The following is a 14,381-nucleotide window of genomic DNA, read 5'->3' as shown; positions in this document are numbered from 1 at the left end:
ACCTCTGTCCCCGGAACAGCAGAAATTGGGGGACGTCATGCAGCACCGCCACACCCTCGCGGCCGTCGCCGCGGGAATCCTGCTGACCGCCGGAATCGGCGCCACGATGCCGGCGGGCGCGGCCAACGCCCCGACCCTGAGCACCACGACCCCGACCACGGCCCTGGTCGTCAACGCCCGCTGGGGCGGCCACGCCACCTTCGACCGGCTCGTGATCGACGTCCGCGGCGCCATGCCCCCGGTCACCGTCCACCAGACCCGCGCGCTGTACTACGACGGATCGGGAGAAAGGGTCCCGCTGGCGGGGAAGCACTTCCTGGAGATCAAGCTCTCTCCCGCCGCCGCCCACGACGACTCCGGCCGGTCCGTCTACAAGGGCCCCCGGCTGGTGAAGATCTACCTGCCCACGCTCAAGGGGGTCGCGCTCACCGGCGACTTCGAGGGTGTGGTCACCATCGGAGCCGCCTTCGACACCAAGCCCGTGTACAAGACCTTCCGGCTGCACTCGCCGGAGCGGTTCGTCGTCGACATCGCCCACACCATGGGCTGCCGGGCCTGACCGGCCGGCTGAGGGGCCCGTCCTCCCGGACGGGCCCCTCACCCGCACCGCTCACGCTCCGGTGGCGCCCGTCTCCACGTACACGGTCGACCCGGTCCTTCGTGCCCGGTCGATCTCGGCGAGGCGGGCGAACTCGCGGGGCTTCATCTCCCGCTGCCACTCGTCCAGGGTCCGCAGGCGGTACTCGCTGTGCTCCTCCGGGTCGAGGACGACGGCGGCGATCTGCGCGTCCGTCAGCTCGCCCCCGTCGAAGATGAAGCCGATGTGGTTGGCCGGCCAGTCCTCGCCCCGGTCCGTGACGAAGTGGGCGGCGAGGAGGCGCGGCTCGCCGGTGAAGACGAGCCCGGTCTCCTCGTGGCACTCGCGCACGGCGGTCTCCCAGGGCGTCTCCCCCGGGTCCATGTTGCCGCCGGGCCACTGCCACAGCTCGGTCTGATAGGTGGCCCGGAGCTGGAAGGGGCGGCCGGCGGTGTCGGTGAAGTAGAGGCAGGCGTACGCGGTCGCTCTCGGCAGCGTGTCGACGTACTGGGCGGGCGGCAGCCAGGTGTTCGCCATGGGCGGCTCTCTCTCGACGGACCGAATGGGTCCCCTCCATCCAAGCGGTCCGGGGCGGGCCGGCCGGCGGCTCGCGAGTGGATCACCGGATCGTGTGAGCGCCCCGCCGGATCGGTCGGGCGGTGGAACGCTCAGGCGGCGGAGACCAGGCCCGCCTCGTACGCGATGATCACGAGCTGTACGCGGTCGCGGGCGTCCAGCTTGGCGAGCAGCCGGGTGACGTAGGTCTTCGCGGTGGCGATGCTGATGTGCAGTGCGTCGCCCACCTCGGCGTTGGACAGGCCGCGTCCGACGAGGGTGAGGACCTCGTGCTCCCGGTCGGTGATGCCCTCGACGCGGCGGCGCGGCGGCGCGGGCGTGGTCCTGGGGCGGTCGGTGAACTCCTTGATGAGGCGTCGGGTGACGCTGGGTGCGATGAGTGCGTCGCCCGAGGCGACGACACGGACGGCGGCGAGGATGTCGTCCAGGGCCATGTCCTTGACCAGGAATCCGGACGCGCCCGCGTGGAGCGCCGCGTACACGTGGTCGTCGTCGTCGAAGGTGGTGAGGACCACCACCCGGGCGCCGGTCGGGCCCTCGGTGATGATCCGGGTGGCCTCGATGCCGTCCGTGCCGGGCATCCTCAGGTCCATGACGACGACGTCGGCGCCGGTCTCCTCGACGAGACGGACGGCCTCGGCGCCGTTCGCGGCCTCGCCGACCACGACGAGGTCCGTGGTGTCGGTGACGACCATCCGGAGCGCGGTGCGCACCAGGGGCTGGTCGTCGGCGAGGACGACACGGACCGGCTGCTCCGCGGTGGTCTGGTTCATCGGGTCGTGGCTCCTGTGGGCAGGGGAAGGCGGGCGGTGACACGGAAGCCGCCGCCGGGGCGGGGTCCCGCGCTGAACTCTCCGTGCAGCACCGCGACGCGCTCCCGCATCCCGGTGAGGCCGAAGCCGGACCCCGGGCCGGTGCTCACGCGCGCGTGGCCGGGGACGGGGCCGCGGTCCTCGACGGTGACGGCGAGGGACTCGGGGTCGCGGTGGTCGACGGTGACCGTGCAGGACTCGGCACCCGAGTGCCGTACGACGTTGGTGACGGACTCCTGGACGATCCGGAAGGCGGAGAGGTCGAGGTCCGGCGGCAGCGGGCACGGGGCTCCCATGCGGCGCACGGCGACCCGGACGCCGGCGTTCCCGGTGAGCTCGGCAAGCCGTTCGAGGGCGGCGAGCCCGGGCATCTCGGGGAGCCCGGGGAGATCGACGGAGGGCGCGGTACGGCTGGTGGGTGCCGGCGTAAGGCTGGTGGCGGTCGCCGTACGGCCGATGGCGGTCGCCGTATCGTCCTTGGCTCCCGTCGTACGGCCGATGCTGGTCGCCGTACCGCCCTTGGCCCCCGTCGTACGACCGGTGGCGGTCGAGGTACCGCCTTTGGCCCCCGCCGTACAACCAGTGCCGGTCGCCGTACCGCCCTTCGCTCCCGTCGTACGGCCGGTGGCGCTCGGGTGATCCGCCTCCGACCCGGTCTCCGCTTCCGTCTCCGGGTCCGTCTCCGGGTCCGTCTCCGGGTCCGTCTCCGGGTCCGTCTCCGGGTCCGTCGTGCGCAAAGCGCCGACCATCCGGCGCAGGCCCGCGAGGGTCTCCCGGCTCGCCGTCTCGATCTCGGTGAGGGCCTGCCGGGCCCCCTCCGGCTGGGTGTCGATGACCCGGCGGGCCGCGCCGGCCTGGAGGGCGACGATGCCGATGCTGTGGGCGACGGTGTCGTGCATCTCGCGGGCGATCCGGAGGCGTTCGGCGGTGACGGCCTGCTCGGCGACGCGGGCACGGGTCTCTTCGGCGTGCGTGCGGGCCTGTCGTTCGGAGCGGCCGAGGAGCCAGGCCACGAGGGCGGTCAGGGCGACGGCCAGGGTGCCCGTGGTGCCGGCGGGCCAGCCGGCGAGCAGACGGACGGCCAGGTAGACGATGAGCAGGCCTTGGGCGAGCAGGAGCGCCCGCCAGGCCTCGCGGCCGGGGCGGGCGGCGGCGATGGCGTAGAGCGCGACGTCGACCGCGAGGTACTGGGCGAAGGGGATGGCGGTGACGCCGAGAGGGGTGGAGGCGATGACCGTGGCGACGAGGAGGTGATTGAGGGCGGCGGTCGGACGCCGGGCGAGGAGCACGCCGCCGCGCAGGGTGAGGAGGGTGCCGACGGTCAGCATGAGGAGGCCGTCCCAGCGCAGGATGACGAAGCCGGGCAGTACGTCCGGCCCTTCCTGACCGGGCACACGGATCCGGAGGAGGGCGGTGAAGACGATGCCCGCGACCCAGGCGACGGCGGCCCACCCGCCGGGCGTGACCCTCTTGAAGAACGGTGCTGACGGAGTGGCGGACATGCGGTGATCGTAAACGGCGGTCCTGGCAGGGGGCATCGGACCGAGGGTGTACGACCTGGGGTGACAGGGGCCGCCGCCGATTGTCCGTACTGGTCCGATGCCCCGCGCGGGGTCCGGACGGCACGGTGGTGCACATGATCGAAGTCAGGGAACTCACCAAGCGCTACGGCGCCACGACCGCTGTCGACGCGCTCACGTTCACCGTCCGGCCGGGCCGGGTCACCGGCTTCCTCGGCCCCAACGGCTCGGGGAAGAGCACCACCTTGCGGATGATCCTCGGCCTGCACGGGCCGACGAGCGGGTCGGTGACGGTCGACGGCCGGCCGTTCGCGGACCGGCCGCGCGGTCTGCGGCACGTCGGCGCGCTCCTCGACGCCGGGGACGTGCACGGGGGCCGGACGGCGCGGGCGCATCTGGCGGTCCTGGCGCGCAGCAACCGCATCCCGTCGTCCCGGGTCGACGAGGTCCTGGAGGAGGTCGGGCTCGCAGCGGCGGCAAAGCGCCGGATCGGCGGGTACTCGCTGGGCATGCGGCAGCGGCTGGGCATCGCCGGCGCGCTGCTCGGCGACCCGCCGGTGCTGCTGTTCGACGAGCCGCTGAACGGCCTCGACCCGGAGGGCGTGAAGTGGGTGCGGGGGCTGTTCCGGCGGCTCGCGGAGGAGGGCCGCACGGTCTTCGTGTCGAGCCATCTGATGACGGAGATGGAGCACACGGCGGACGAGCTGGTGGTCATCGGCCGGGGCGCGCTGATCGCGGCGGAGAGCCTGGCGGAGTTCGCCGCGCGGGGCAGGCGGCTGAGCGTGACGGTCGGGACGCCGGACCGGGCGGGCCTGACGGCGCTGCTGCTCGGGGAAGGGGCGGAGGTCGAGGAGGAGGCCGGTCTGCTGACGGTGACCGGGCTCTCGGCGTCCCGCATCGGCGAACTGGCCCTGGAGCACCGGGTGCTGCTGGACCAGCTGACCACCCGTACGGCCTCCCTGGAGGAGGCCTTCATGGAACTGACCGCCGACAGCGTGGAGTACCTGGCAGGAGACGCCCGATGACGACCCTCGATCTTCCTGTGGTTCCCGTGGCCTCCGCGGTGGAGCCCCGTGCCCGTTTCCGCGACCTGGTGGGGTCGGAGTGGCTGAAGCTGTGGTCGCTGCGCTCGACGGGCTGGTCGCTGCTGCTCGGCGCGCTCGCCGTGGTCGCCTTCAACTTCGGCACCGCCTGGGACCACTACCGCTACTGGCTGCAGTACGACGCGGCGAGCCGGGCCGAGTTCGTGGCGAACGACATGGCGTTGTGGGACGCCTTCACGTACAACGCGGCGCTGGTCCTGATCCTCGCGTCGGCCGCCATGGGGGCGGTCGCGGTGGTCGGCGAGTACAGCAGCGGGCTGATCCGTACGACGTTCACGGCGGTGCCGGCGCGGGGTGCGCTCATGGCCGCGAAGGTACTGGTCGTGACGGTGGTGCAGGTCCTCTTCGGGGCGGTGGTCGCGGGCGGTTCGTTCTGGTCGACGCAGGCGATGCTGTCGGCCCGGGACATCGGGCTGCCGATCACCCACCCGGGGGCTCTGCGCATCGTCGCGGCCTCGGCGCTGCTCGCCCCGGTGTGCGCGGTGGCCGGGATGGCGGTCGGCGCGCTGCTGCGGAAGAGCGCGGTCTCGATCGTCGGCGCGTTCGTCCTGCTCCTGCTGCTGCCGGCGGTGCTCACGGAGCGGCGTCACCTGAGCGCGGTCCTGGCGCACGCGACCCCGCTGCACGCCTGGCAGCGGCTCGCGGACGCGGGACCGCCCGCCGAGGAGCTGTTCCCCTGGTCGGCGGGCGGTGCGTGGCTGGTGTACGCGCTGTGGGCGCTGGGCGGGGCGGTGGTGACGGTCCTCGCGGTGCGAGGCCGGGACCAGTAGGGGTCACTGGGGACGCCGCAGTCGGCGGCGGACGAGGTGTTCGTGGACGAGGCGTCCGACGAGGGCGCCTCCGTACACGACGAAGCCGACGCCGACGAGCCAGGACTGGAGGACGAGGACGGTGCCGAACTGGCCGTACGTCACGGCGTTCGAGGCGATCAGCGGGGAGAAGACGAGCTGCGAGAAGATCCGCAGCCCGAGGAGACCGAGCGCGGTGAGGACGGCGCCGGGGGCGAGGGCGCGCCAGCGGATGCGGCCGCAGAGCAGGAAGCGCTGCGACCACCAGAAGAAGACGAAGGTGCCGAGGACGTCGCCGAGGGCGACGACCGTGGTGACGCCCGCCGGGGCTTTGTCGGGTGCGGGGAAGGCGACGAAGAGCAGCAGGGCCGCGACGAGGACCGCGAGCCAGACGACGTGCCGCCACATGGTGTGCCAGCGGGCGGTGGGGAGGTCCCAGACTCGCTCGTAGCCGGTCTGTACGGCTGATCCGAAGGTGACGCCGAAGGCGGCGAGGGCGGCGAGGCCGAAGGCGGTGGTGCGTTGCAGGGCCTGTCCCGGCTGGCCGAAGAGCCGCTCGACCTGCTCCTCGGAGACGTCGGACACGCCGAGGCCCTGCACCAGCCAGCGGGCGAAGCCCTTGCCGCTGGCGAGGTCGGCGGCCGCGACGACGATGAGCAGGGGGACGAGGGTGAGCAGGCTGAGCGCCGCGAAGCCCATGGCCCGGTGCATGAGTTCCATGGCCCGGCCGCGGCTCCAGGCGAGGCCGACGGACGAGGCGAGGACGCGGGCGTGGAGCCGTGCGAACCAGTGGCCGTGTTCGGCGGGGGCACCGTCGCGCGGCGGACCGGGTGTGGAGGGCATGCCTGGTGAGGTACCCGGCCGGACGCCGGGACATCGCAGGGGTACGGCCGAACGGGTGGGGTCGGCGGAGTGCGGTGACCGTCTGGTCTTCTGTCTTCCGCACGGCGGACCGGCACCGGTCGAGCGGGGGCATGATCGGGGCCGTAGCGCGCGTTCATGGGTTTCAGGAGTTGAATCGGTCGATGGACATGTCTCACCGGGAGGTCCGCCTTCCCCTCGACGAGGTCGTCTCCGTCCTGCGGGACCTGAACGAGTTCGTGGTCTCGCTCGACCGGATTGGATCCCGTATGGCGTCCGGAACCGCCGATGCCCACACCCTCGGCACGTTCGTCCTCGACTGGGACGTCGCCCGGCGCCTTTCCCGTGCCCGGCACGTCATCGGCGTCGCGTTGGACGGGCAGTTGAGCGAGGAGGAGAACGCCGAGATCGACGCCCTGTGCGAAGAGGGGCGCTTCTACGGTACGGACAGCACCCCCGACACCCGCGCGGACCGGTCCGGCTGACGCGGTCCGGCTCGGTTCAACGGGCCGGGCGCGGGCGGGCCGCCGGGCCCGGGCGGACGGTGACGTCGCGGGCCGTGAGGGTGGCCCGTTCCTCGTCCTCGCACTGGACGACGACGCGGACGGGGGCGCCGCAGTCGGTGTGCCGGATGTCGAGGACGGGGCCCTCGGGCTCGGCTGCGTGGGTGTCTCCCCACTGCTTGAGGGCGAGGAGTACGGGCCAGAGGTCGACGCCCTTGCGGGTGAGGCGGTACTCGTGGCGGGTGCGGGTGCCCGGTTCGCGGTAGGGCTCACTGCGCAGCACGCCGGCGGCGACGAGTTTGCGGAGGCGGTCGGCGAGGACGGCTTCCGAGAGGCCGAGGTGCTGGCGGAACTCGTCGTACCGGCGGACGCCGTTGAAGGCCTCGCGCAGGATGAGCAGGCTCCACTTCTCGCCCACGACGTCCAGGGCACGGCGGACGGGGCAGTTCTCCGTATCCGTATCCAGCCAGTTCATGCGCCCACTGTAGCCACCTGGCTCTGTCGTTGACAGTCAGCCGAGCTCACGGCTAGCTTCGCCATACAGAGCCAGATCGGCAGGGCAGTGAGCGGAGTGGAGTGGTGATGGGGCGGTCACGCACGGTCGAGTGGGAGGACGCCGGGGCCACCGCGCGGGCCGCGATGTCGATGGCGGGCATCGACTTCCTGCGGGAGATGGTGGCGGGCCGGCTGCCCGCGCCGCCGCTCGCCGCCCTCCTCGGATTCAGCCTGGAGGAGGTCGAGCCGGGGCGCGCGGTGTTCGCGCTCGAACCGGGCGAGGAGCACTACAACCCGATCGGCAGTGTGCACGGCGGTGTGTACGCGACGCTGCTCGACTCGGCCGCCGGCTGCGCGGTCCACAGCACGCTGCCGCAGGGCATGGCGTACACCTCGCTCGACCTGTCGACCCGCTTCCTCCGCCCGATCACGATGGACACGGGCAAGATCCGGGCCGTCGGCACGGTGCTGTCGCAGGGGCGCCGCACGGCGCTGGCGGAGGCGAGTCTGTACGACGGGGAGGACCGTCTCCTCGGCCACGCGACCAGCACCTGCATGCTGTTCCCGGTTCCGTCCTAGGACCCGGCGGACCCGGCGGGTTCAGCGGGTGCCGGGGACCGGACGGGTGCGGGTGCAGCCGTCCGGGGCGACGTCCGGGACACCGTTGGCCTGGAGGGCGGCGCTCACCAGGGTGGCGAGCAGGTCGATGTCCGAGCCCATGTCCAGACGGACCGTCACCCAGCCGGATCCGGCCCGCAACCGGACCGCGCTCGACCCCAGGAGCGCCGGGCGCAGCTTCGCGACCATGGCGCGGGTGAGGTGGACGTCCGCCTCGTGTTCGCCGTGGAAGTGGACGATCTCCTGCGTCCCGGTGCCCAGTCCGAGCTCGGCGCCGCAATGGGCGCGGCCGGGGGTCAGCGAGGGCCAGCTCATCAGACGTTCACTGGCATGCCTGGCCGTGTTCATACGAGGAGCGTGCCGGGCCCCGGGGCCGTGCACAAGCGTCCTGCGGCAACAATCCCGCCGCGACGCGAAACACGTCGTCGGCGGGGGTGGTGTGACCGTGCGTCACGGCGCCGCGTGGGGAGGATGTGACCCTGTGTCACGATGCCGGGCGGGCGCGGATGCGGGCCGCGAGGACGGCCACGTCGTCCTCCGCCCGGTGGGCGTCGAGCCGGTGGAGCACCTCCTCGACGACCTGCTCGGGGCCGGAGTCCGCGGGGAGCCGGAGGGCGGCGAGGCGGGCGAGCGAGACGTCGACGTCCTCCCCGCGGCGCTCGACGAGGCCGTCGGTGAACATCAGCAGGGTCTCCCCCGGGCCGAGCGGGCGCGTGGTGGGTTCGTAACCCCCGACGCCGGTGCCCAGCGGCGGTCCCACCGGGAGGTCGACGATCTCCGCGGAGCCGTCCGCGCCGAACACGGCGGGCGGGAGGTGTCCGGCGCTGGCGAAGGTGGCGGCGCCACGGGCCGGGTCCATCCGGACGAGCAGACAGGTGGCGGGCCGGCGGGCGTCGTCCTCGGCGACCACGGAGTCGAGGTGGCGCAGCACCCGGTGCGGCGGCAGATCGGTCCCCGCGACCTCGCGGAGCAGCGCGCGGTAGGCGTTCATGTCCACGGCGGCGTCGAGCCCGTGGCCCATCACGTCGCCGACGACGAGGAGGCTGCGGCCGAAGTGGAGCCGTACGGTCTCGAACCAGTCGCCGCCCACGAGGGCGCGCGGGCCCGCCGGGAGGTAACTGCCCGCGATCTCCAGGTTGGGGTGCGGCAGACCGGGTTCGGCGACGAGGGCCCGCTGGAGATGGAGGGCGGTCTCCTCGGTCTCGACGAGCCGGCGGGCATGGCCGAGGTGGCGGGCGGCCAGCCGGACCGCGTGCCGGAGGACCGCGACCTCGTCGGCGGTGAAACCGGGGCCGCCGCGGCGCGTGACGATCACTGCCCCGAGGGGGCGCTCGTCGTGGACGGCGAGGGGCACGGCGAGGCTGGGGGCACGATCGCCGGCGCCGGCGTCCGCCGCTCCCGCCGAGGCCGCGCGCCGGATCGGGCCTCCCGGCTCGTCGAGCAGATCGACCGTGACGGCGCCCCGCAGATGACGCGCGAGGAAGGCCGCGAGTTCGCGGCAGGTGGTCGTCGCGTCGAGCGTCGTGCCGATCTCGCCGATCGCCAGCTCCAGAGCCCGTGCCCTGGTCAGAGCGGCCTCGTCCTGTTCCGCCACGACACCTCCACCGCCGTGCGGGCCTCCGGGTGGTGCACCCTGTCCCCCCATTGCACCAGCGGCCGCCGCCCCGCGCGCGGCACGGAGCTCTCGCGGGACGGTTGTGCGGTGGTGCCCGATCTGATCAAGTACACCTGAGGCTACTGGCCAGTAAGAGCTTTCGCTTCCCTGGGGGACAGCATGACGACCGGATCAGCCACCACGACCGGGTTCTTCAGCTCCGTCGACGACGTCGCCGAGAGGCTCGCCACGACCGGCTACCTGGCGTCGCCGGCCGTCGCCACCACCGTCTTCCTCGCCGACCGGCTGGGCAAACCGCTGCTCGTCGAGGGCCCCGCCGGCGTCGGCAAGACGGAGCTCGCCAAGGCCGTCACCGAGGTCACGGGAGCACGCCTGGTCCGGCTGCAGTGCTACGAGGGCGTCGACGAGTCCCGCGCGCTGTACGAGTGGAACCACGCCAAGCAGCTGCTGCGGATCACCGCCGGCCGGGGCGAGTCCTGGGACGAGACACGCACGGACATCTTCGGCGAGGAGTTCCTGCTCCCCCGGCCGCTGCTCACCGCCATCCGGTCCGAGGAGCCCACGGTGCTGCTCATCGACGAGACCGACAAGGCCGACGTCGAGGTGGAGGGGCTGCTCCTGGAGGTCCTCAGCGACTTCCAGGTGACCGTGCCCGAGCTCGGCACCATCACCGCGACGCGGCGGCCGTTCACCGTCCTCACCTCCAACGCGAGCCGCGAGCTGTCCGAGGCGCTGCGCCGCCGCTGTCTCTTCCTGCACATCGGCTTCCCCGAGGAGGAGCTGGAGCGCCGGATCGTGACCCTCAAGGTGCCGGGTCTCGACGCCGCGCTCGCCGCGGCCGTCGTGCGGGTCGTGGGGGCGCTGCGGGCGATGGACCTGCGGAAGGTGCCTTCCGTGTCGGAGACGATCGACTGGGCCCGTACGCTGCTCGCGCTCGGCGCGGAGCGGCTGGACGAGCGGGTCGTACGGGAGACCCTCGGCGTCCTCCTCAAGCACCAGGAGGACATCGTGAAGGCGGCGGCCAAGCTCGACCTGGACGCGGTGTGACCGGGGCGGCGGGGCCGGGAGCGGATGCGGGGCCCGCCGGGGCGGTGGGCCGGCTGACCGGGCTCGTCGCGGCGCTGCGCGCGCACGGGTTCGGGATCGGCACCGGAGAGACCGTGGACGCGGGGCAGGCGCTCGAAGCGGTCGGGTTCACCGACCGGGAGCGGGTCCGGGAGGCGCTGGCGGCGACGCTGCTCCACGGCGAGGGTCAGCGGACAGTGTTCGACCAGGTCTTCGACCTGTACTTTCCGCTCGGTGGCGCTCCCGGAGCGGCCGAGACGTACGAGAACACCGCCGCGGACCTGGCGGCGCTCCGGGACCGGCTCGCGGAGGCCCTCACCGCCGGTGACGGCGCCGCGCTCGACCGGCTGGCCGCGGAGGCGGTGGGCGGGTTCGGCGGCTACGGCTCCGGTCCGGAGTCGGACGGCTGGTCCTCCTACCAGACGCTCTCCCGGCTGCGCCCCGAGACGCTGCTCGCCCGGGTGCGCGACCGGTTGCGGGCGGCGGCCACGGACGAGGACCCCGCATTCACCGAGCGGCTCCTCGACGACGAGATCCGGCGGCGGATCGAGGCCTTCCGGGAGCGCGTGCGGACCGAGGCCCGCAGGCGCGTCGCCGAGCGGCAGGGCCGTGACCGGGTCGCGCGGCGGGCGGTCGCGGGGACGGCGGACAGCGTGGACTTCCTGCTGGCCGGGCGGGCGCAGCTGGACGAGTTGCGGCGTACGGTACGGCCGCTGGCGCGGAAGCTGGCCACCCGGCTCGCGGCGCGGCGGCGCCGGGCGGCGCGCGGGGAGATCGATCTGCGGCGGACGCTGCGCGGCTCGCTGTCGACCGGCGGCGTGCCGGTGCGCCCGGTCCTGCGACGCCGCCGTCCCCGGCGTCCCGAGCTGGTCCTGCTGTGCGACGTGTCGGGGTCGGTGGCCGGATTCGCGCAGTTCACGATGCTCCTTGTGCAGGCCTTGCACGACCAGTTCAGCCGGGTGCGGGTCTTCGCCTTCGTCAATCGCGTCGACGAGGTCACCGGGCTGATCGCGCGGGGCGCGGCGGATCCCGCCGGGCTCGGCGACCGGATCCTCGCGGAGGCGGAGCTCACGGGGTGGCACGGGCAGAGCGACTACGGGACGGCGCTCGGGGAGTTCGCCGAGCGGTACGCGGAGGCGATCGGCCCGCGCACGGTGGTCTTCGTCCTCGGCGACGCCCGCACCAACGGCGCCGACCCGAACCTCGCGGCACTCCGGCTCGTCGCGGACCGCGCGCGCCGGGTCCACTGGCTCAACCCCGAGCAGCCCTCGCTCTGGGGCACGGGCGACTCCGTGGCCCCGGCCTACGCCGAGCTCGTGGAGATGCGCCCGTGCCGCAACGCCCGCCAGCTGGGGGCGCTGATCGGCCGGCTGCTGCCGGTGTGAGGACGGGCGCGACGTCCCTTCTGTCCCTCCTCGTGGCACGATCGGTCCATGGCAGAGGGAACGGAACGACCCGAGACGGACCTCCCGCGCGGGATCGGGGCGCCCGCGACGCGTGCGCTCGTCGCCGCCGGGTACACACGGCTCGCCCAGCTCGCGGACGTGCCCGCAGCCGAGCTCGCCGCCCTGCACGGCGTCGGGCCGAAGGCCCTGCGGGTGCTCGGCGAGGCGCTCGCGGAGCAGGGAAAGTCGCTGGGCTGACACCCGCCCGGTTGTACGGCGGGCGGGCCCTCGAACTAGCGTGGCCCCCATGGAACTCTTGGGAGAGATCACCGCCGACCGGCCCCTGCTCGTGCTCGCCGTCAAGGAGGAGGCGCAGTTCCTCGACACGGAGCTGCCCGTTCTGCTCACCGGCATGGGCAAGGTGAACGCGGCCACCGCGCTCGCGACCGTGCTCGGCCGGGGGCCGCGGCCGTCCGGGATCGTGAACCTGGGGACGGCCGGGGCGCTGCGGCCCGGCTGGACCGGGACGCACGTCGTCGGCACCGTGGTGCAGCACGACCTCGACGGGCAGCTGCTCGCCACGCTGACCGGCGAGACGTACGGCGAGCCGCTGGCGCTGCCGGACGGCGGTGACGTGGTCCTCGCCACCGGCGACGCGTTCATCTCGGACGAGGCGGCCCGTGCCCGGCTCGCGGAGCGGGCGCCGCTGGTCGACATGGAGGGGTACGCGCTCGCGGCGGCCGCGGAGCTCGCCGGGGTGCCGCTGCGCATCGTGAAGCACGTCAGCGACGAGGCCGGTGACGGTGCCGCGCGCACCTGGCGGGAATCGGTCGCCGAGTGCGCGCGGGCGCTGGCCGACTGGGCGGAGGCGAACACCCCGTACCGCTCCTGACCTCCGCCCGCACGGCTCATCCGTGCTGGAAGTGGACCTCCGGGTTCGCGGGCGTGGGGCCGTCGAGGACCGGGCGCGGGATTCCGCGCAGATGCCGGTCGAAGAAGGCCGCGACATAGGTCCGGGTGACGGCGACGGCCCGGTCGGCGGGCAGCTCGGGCTGGGGCAGCCCGAAGTGACCCTGGATCACGGGGCCGTCGGAGAAGCTGAAGTGCTCGGATCCGGCGACCGTGATCCAGCGCTTCCAGCCGTCGAGCGCGGCCCACGCCCGGTCCCAGCTGGCGTCCTGCCCGCCGGGCAGGTGCATGCTGTCGTGGGTCCCGAGCATCAGGAACGGGCGGCCCCGCAGTCCCTCCGCCGGGAGGTCCTCCCAGAAGGAGCCGTCCATGTTGACGCCGGCGTCGATCCGCGGATCGGCAACCATCGCGGTGGCCGCGCTCGCCCCGCCGATGGAGTGGCCGGCCATGCCGACGCGGCGCGCGTCGATCACGTCGGCGTACCGCCAGACGGGCTCGGGCCCGGTGAGCCGGTCCAGGACGTATTTCATGTCGGCGGCGCGCGTCGAGGTGACGACACTGCCGTGCACCCCGCCCTCGTCGAGGGCCGTGCAGGCGACGCAGGTGAGGGTGCGGCCGCCGGGGAGGCTGATCCCGTACGACTCGTAGGCGTGGTCGACGGAGGCGACGACGTAGCCCCGCGAGGCCAGGTCCTCGGCGAGGTTCGTGAGCGTCCAGCGGGAGACGCTGAAGCCCGGTGAGAGCAGCACCAGGGGGTGCCGGCCCGGCGCGGGCCGGACGTCGGTCCTGCTGTGGGTACGCGTGCGGGCGAGGACGTCGCCGGAGACGCCGGGCCCGAGCTGCTCGGCGAGCAGCCGCGCCTCGTCCCTGGTGGCGTACGGGGCGGGGCGGCCGCCGCCGGGGTGGGCGGCCGGGTAGTGGAGCGTGACCATGAGGGCGCGGCCGTCGGCGGTGGGCACCCATGGGTCGGTACGGGAGCGGTCGACGAGCGGCAGGACCGAGCTGCCGACGGAGTACGGCCCGGTGGGGTCCGGCAGTGTGGCGGGGCGCGCGACCCGCGTCGGGGCTTCGGTGACAGGCCTGTCCGTGTCGGCCGCCGTGGCGACGCCGGCGGGTAAGGCGAGGGAGCAGGCGAGCACGGCGGCCGCGGCCGCCCTGGTGAATCGGATCATGCGGGCACGCTAGGCGCCGGGGCCGGACCGGCGCGTCCGTCCGTGGGCCGACCTTCGATCAGACCAGGGTCTGACACGGGATCCGGTCGGGGGTGGCCGGCCGGACTCGGCCGTCCTGACGCCCGGCGTTCGAGAGGATCTTGACAGTGCCGAAGGCGGGCTGCCTATGGTGAGGAGTCGCCGTCCGCACCCCGGACGGGACCGGAACCGGGGGGAGGGAACGTGCTCGCGATAATCACCGCCGTGCACTTCTCCGCCCGCTCGCGTACGTGCCTCGTCTGCCGTCGGCACGTCGACTACTGCCGTACCTCCTCGGCCATCTGTCCTTCCCTTCGCGCCTGACCCCGCCCCGCGTGGGTCCGCGCGTCCCGTGACGTCCCGT

The 14,381-nt window shown here is 73.6% G+C and carries 17 protein-coding genes; 9 read left to right on the top strand and 8 right to left on the bottom strand.

What is annotated here, in order from left to right; all coding sequences use genetic code 11:
- Window positions 1–37 precede the first annotated feature (37 nt).
- On the top strand, window positions 38–559 hold the full coding sequence (locus AC07AW_RS15940) for an AMIN-like domain-containing (lipo)protein (RefSeq protein ID WP_478816261.1): 522 nt from the start codon (window positions 38–40) through the stop codon (window positions 557–559).
- 51 nt (window positions 560–610) lie between these two features.
- On the opposite strand, the gene AC07AW_RS15935 is transcribed toward AC07AW_RS15940, so the two are convergent.
- From AC07AW_RS15935 to AC07AW_RS15925, 3 genes are all read right to left on the bottom strand, one after another.
- The gene (locus AC07AW_RS15935) at window positions 611–1,114 is read right to left on the bottom strand and encodes an NUDIX domain-containing protein (RefSeq protein ID WP_478816021.1); all 504 of its coding nucleotides are present in this window, start codon (window positions 1,112–1,114) and stop codon (window positions 611–613) included.
- Window positions 1,115–1,245: 131 nt separating this feature from the next.
- The gene (locus tag AC07AW_RS15930) at window positions 1,246–1,926 is read right to left on the bottom strand and encodes a response regulator (RefSeq protein WP_478816020.1); all 681 of its coding nucleotides are present in this window, start codon (window positions 1,924–1,926) and stop codon (window positions 1,246–1,248) included.
- Window positions 1,923–3,467 carry a sensor histidine kinase gene (locus AC07AW_RS15925; protein ID WP_478816019.1) on the bottom strand — a complete coding sequence of 515 codons (1,545 nt, stop codon included), beginning with the start codon at window positions 3,465–3,467 and terminating at the stop codon, window positions 1,923–1,925. The genes AC07AW_RS15930 and AC07AW_RS15925 overlap by 4 nt, the downstream gene beginning before the upstream one ends.
- Before the next feature lie 134 nt (window positions 3,468–3,601).
- On the opposite strand from AC07AW_RS15925, the gene AC07AW_RS15920 reads away from it, so the two are divergent.
- Both AC07AW_RS15920 and AC07AW_RS15915 read left to right on the top strand, forming a co-directional pair.
- On the top strand, window positions 3,602–4,510 hold the full coding sequence (locus AC07AW_RS15920; RefSeq protein ID WP_478816018.1) for an ABC transporter ATP-binding protein: 909 nt from the start codon (window positions 3,602–3,604) through the stop codon (window positions 4,508–4,510).
- A complete protein-coding gene (locus tag AC07AW_RS15915; RefSeq protein ID WP_478816017.1) occupies window positions 4,507–5,358 on the top strand; it encodes an ABC transporter permease in 852 nt (283 codons plus the stop codon). Before AC07AW_RS15920 ends, AC07AW_RS15915 begins: the two co-directional genes overlap by 4 nt.
- 3 nt (window positions 5,359–5,361) lie before the next feature.
- Here AC07AW_RS15915 and AC07AW_RS15910 read toward each other — a convergent pair whose 3' ends face one another.
- Entirely contained in the window at window positions 5,362–6,219 is an 858-nt protein-coding gene (locus AC07AW_RS15910) for a YhjD/YihY/BrkB family envelope integrity protein (protein WP_478816016.1), read from the bottom strand.
- Window positions 6,220–6,401: 182 nt separating this feature from the next.
- Between AC07AW_RS15910 and AC07AW_RS15905 the strand changes: the two genes are divergently transcribed.
- On the top strand, window positions 6,402–6,722 hold the full coding sequence (locus AC07AW_RS15905; protein ID WP_478816015.1) for a hypothetical protein: 321 nt from the start codon (window positions 6,402–6,404) through the stop codon (window positions 6,720–6,722).
- A gap of 16 nt (window positions 6,723–6,738) precedes the next feature.
- Here AC07AW_RS15905 and AC07AW_RS15900 read toward each other — a convergent pair whose 3' ends face one another.
- The gene (locus AC07AW_RS15900; RefSeq protein ID WP_478816014.1) at window positions 6,739–7,215 is read right to left on the bottom strand and encodes a winged helix-turn-helix transcriptional regulator; all 477 of its coding nucleotides are present in this window, start codon (window positions 7,213–7,215) and stop codon (window positions 6,739–6,741) included.
- Window positions 7,216–7,322: 107 nt separating this feature from the next.
- Between AC07AW_RS15900 and AC07AW_RS15895 the strand changes: the two genes are divergently transcribed.
- Entirely contained in the window at window positions 7,323–7,814 is a 492-nt protein-coding gene (locus AC07AW_RS15895; protein WP_478816013.1) for a PaaI family thioesterase, read from the top strand.
- A 21-nt stretch (window positions 7,815–7,835) separates the two neighbouring features.
- On the opposite strand, the gene AC07AW_RS15890 is transcribed toward AC07AW_RS15895, so the two are convergent.
- Together AC07AW_RS15890 and AC07AW_RS15885 are read right to left on the bottom strand one after the other, a co-directional pair.
- Window positions 7,836–8,201: a luciferase domain-containing protein gene (locus AC07AW_RS15890; RefSeq protein ID WP_245727810.1), complete on the bottom strand. Its 366-nt coding sequence runs from the start codon at window positions 8,199–8,201 to the stop codon at window positions 7,836–7,838.
- A gap of 136 nt (window positions 8,202–8,337) precedes the next feature.
- Window positions 8,338–9,447 (bottom strand): PP2C family protein-serine/threonine phosphatase, encoded by a 1,110-nt coding sequence (locus AC07AW_RS15885; protein ID WP_478816012.1) that lies wholly within the window; start codon window positions 9,445–9,447, stop codon window positions 8,338–8,340.
- 180 nt (window positions 9,448–9,627) lie between these two features.
- Between AC07AW_RS15885 and AC07AW_RS15880 the strand changes: the two genes are divergently transcribed.
- The 4 genes from AC07AW_RS15880 to AC07AW_RS15865 are packed head-to-tail and all read left to right on the top strand — an operon-like array spanning window position 9,628 to window position 12,810.
- Window positions 9,628–10,515, top strand: a complete 888-nt coding sequence (locus AC07AW_RS15880; protein ID WP_478816011.1) for an AAA family ATPase — start codon at window positions 9,628–9,630, stop codon at window positions 10,513–10,515.
- Complete coding sequence (locus tag AC07AW_RS15875; protein ID WP_478816010.1) at window positions 10,512–11,918, top strand: VWA domain-containing protein; 1,407 nt, start codon at window positions 10,512–10,514, stop codon at window positions 11,916–11,918. The genes AC07AW_RS15880 and AC07AW_RS15875 overlap by 4 nt, the downstream gene beginning before the upstream one ends.
- 48 nt (window positions 11,919–11,966) lie before the next feature.
- On the top strand, window positions 11,967–12,176 hold the full coding sequence (locus tag AC07AW_RS15870) for a helix-hairpin-helix domain-containing protein (RefSeq protein WP_478816009.1): 210 nt from the start codon (window positions 11,967–11,969) through the stop codon (window positions 12,174–12,176).
- A 49-nt stretch (window positions 12,177–12,225) separates the two neighbouring features.
- Window positions 12,226–12,810, top strand: coding sequence for a nucleosidase (locus tag AC07AW_RS15865; protein ID WP_478816008.1), 585 nt, complete (start codon window positions 12,226–12,228; stop codon window positions 12,808–12,810).
- A 16-nt stretch (window positions 12,811–12,826) separates the two neighbouring features.
- Here AC07AW_RS15865 and AC07AW_RS15860 read toward each other — a convergent pair whose 3' ends face one another.
- On the bottom strand, window positions 12,827–13,999 hold the full coding sequence (locus AC07AW_RS15860) for an alpha/beta hydrolase family protein (RefSeq protein ID WP_478816007.1): 1,173 nt from the start codon (window positions 13,997–13,999) through the stop codon (window positions 12,827–12,829).
- Window positions 14,000–14,381: the final 382 nt, after the last annotated feature.

This window comes from Streptomyces sp. NPDC044003 (genome assembly GCF_056435185.1).
The sequence above is the reverse complement of the archived record's forward strand: the minus strand, read 5'-3'. Positions and strand labels throughout refer to the sequence as shown.

Bases quoted from the DNA above. Each gene is read 5' to 3' on its own strand.
- AC07AW_RS15940 (WP_478816261.1), top strand. From the start codon at position 38: ATGCAGCACCGCCACACCCTCGCGGCCGTCGCCGCGGGAATCCTGCTG.
- AC07AW_RS15935 (WP_478816021.1), bottom strand. From the start codon at position 1,114: ATGGCGAACACCTGGCTGCCGCCCGCCCAGTACGTCGACACGCTGCCG.
- AC07AW_RS15930 (WP_478816020.1), bottom strand. From the start codon at position 1,926: ATGAACCAGACCACCGCGGAGCAGCCGGTCCGTGTCGTCCTCGCCGAC.
- AC07AW_RS15925 (WP_478816019.1), bottom strand. From the start codon at position 3,467: ATGTCCGCCACTCCGTCAGCACCGTTCTTCAAGAGGGTCACGCCCGGC.
- AC07AW_RS15920 (WP_478816018.1), top strand. From the start codon at position 3,602: ATGATCGAAGTCAGGGAACTCACCAAGCGCTACGGCGCCACGACCGCT.
- AC07AW_RS15915 (WP_478816017.1), top strand. From the start codon at position 4,507: ATGACGACCCTCGATCTTCCTGTGGTTCCCGTGGCCTCCGCGGTGGAG.
- AC07AW_RS15910 (WP_478816016.1), bottom strand. From the start codon at position 6,219: ATGCCCTCCACACCCGGTCCGCCGCGCGACGGTGCCCCCGCCGAACAC.
- AC07AW_RS15905 (WP_478816015.1), top strand. From the start codon at position 6,402: ATGGACATGTCTCACCGGGAGGTCCGCCTTCCCCTCGACGAGGTCGTC.
- AC07AW_RS15900 (WP_478816014.1), bottom strand. From the start codon at position 7,215: ATGAACTGGCTGGATACGGATACGGAGAACTGCCCCGTCCGCCGTGCC.
- AC07AW_RS15895 (WP_478816013.1), top strand. From the start codon at position 7,323: ATGGGGCGGTCACGCACGGTCGAGTGGGAGGACGCCGGGGCCACCGCG.
- AC07AW_RS15890 (WP_245727810.1), bottom strand. From the start codon at position 8,201: ATGAACACGGCCAGGCATGCCAGTGAACGTCTGATGAGCTGGCCCTCG.
- AC07AW_RS15880 (WP_478816011.1), top strand. From the start codon at position 9,628: ATGACGACCGGATCAGCCACCACGACCGGGTTCTTCAGCTCCGTCGAC.
- AC07AW_RS15870 (WP_478816009.1), top strand. From the start codon at position 11,967: ATGGCAGAGGGAACGGAACGACCCGAGACGGACCTCCCGCGCGGGATC.
- AC07AW_RS15865 (WP_478816008.1), top strand. From the start codon at position 12,226: ATGGAACTCTTGGGAGAGATCACCGCCGACCGGCCCCTGCTCGTGCTC.
- AC07AW_RS15860 (WP_478816007.1), bottom strand. From the start codon at position 13,999: ATGATCCGATTCACCAGGGCGGCCGCGGCCGCCGTGCTCGCCTGCTCC.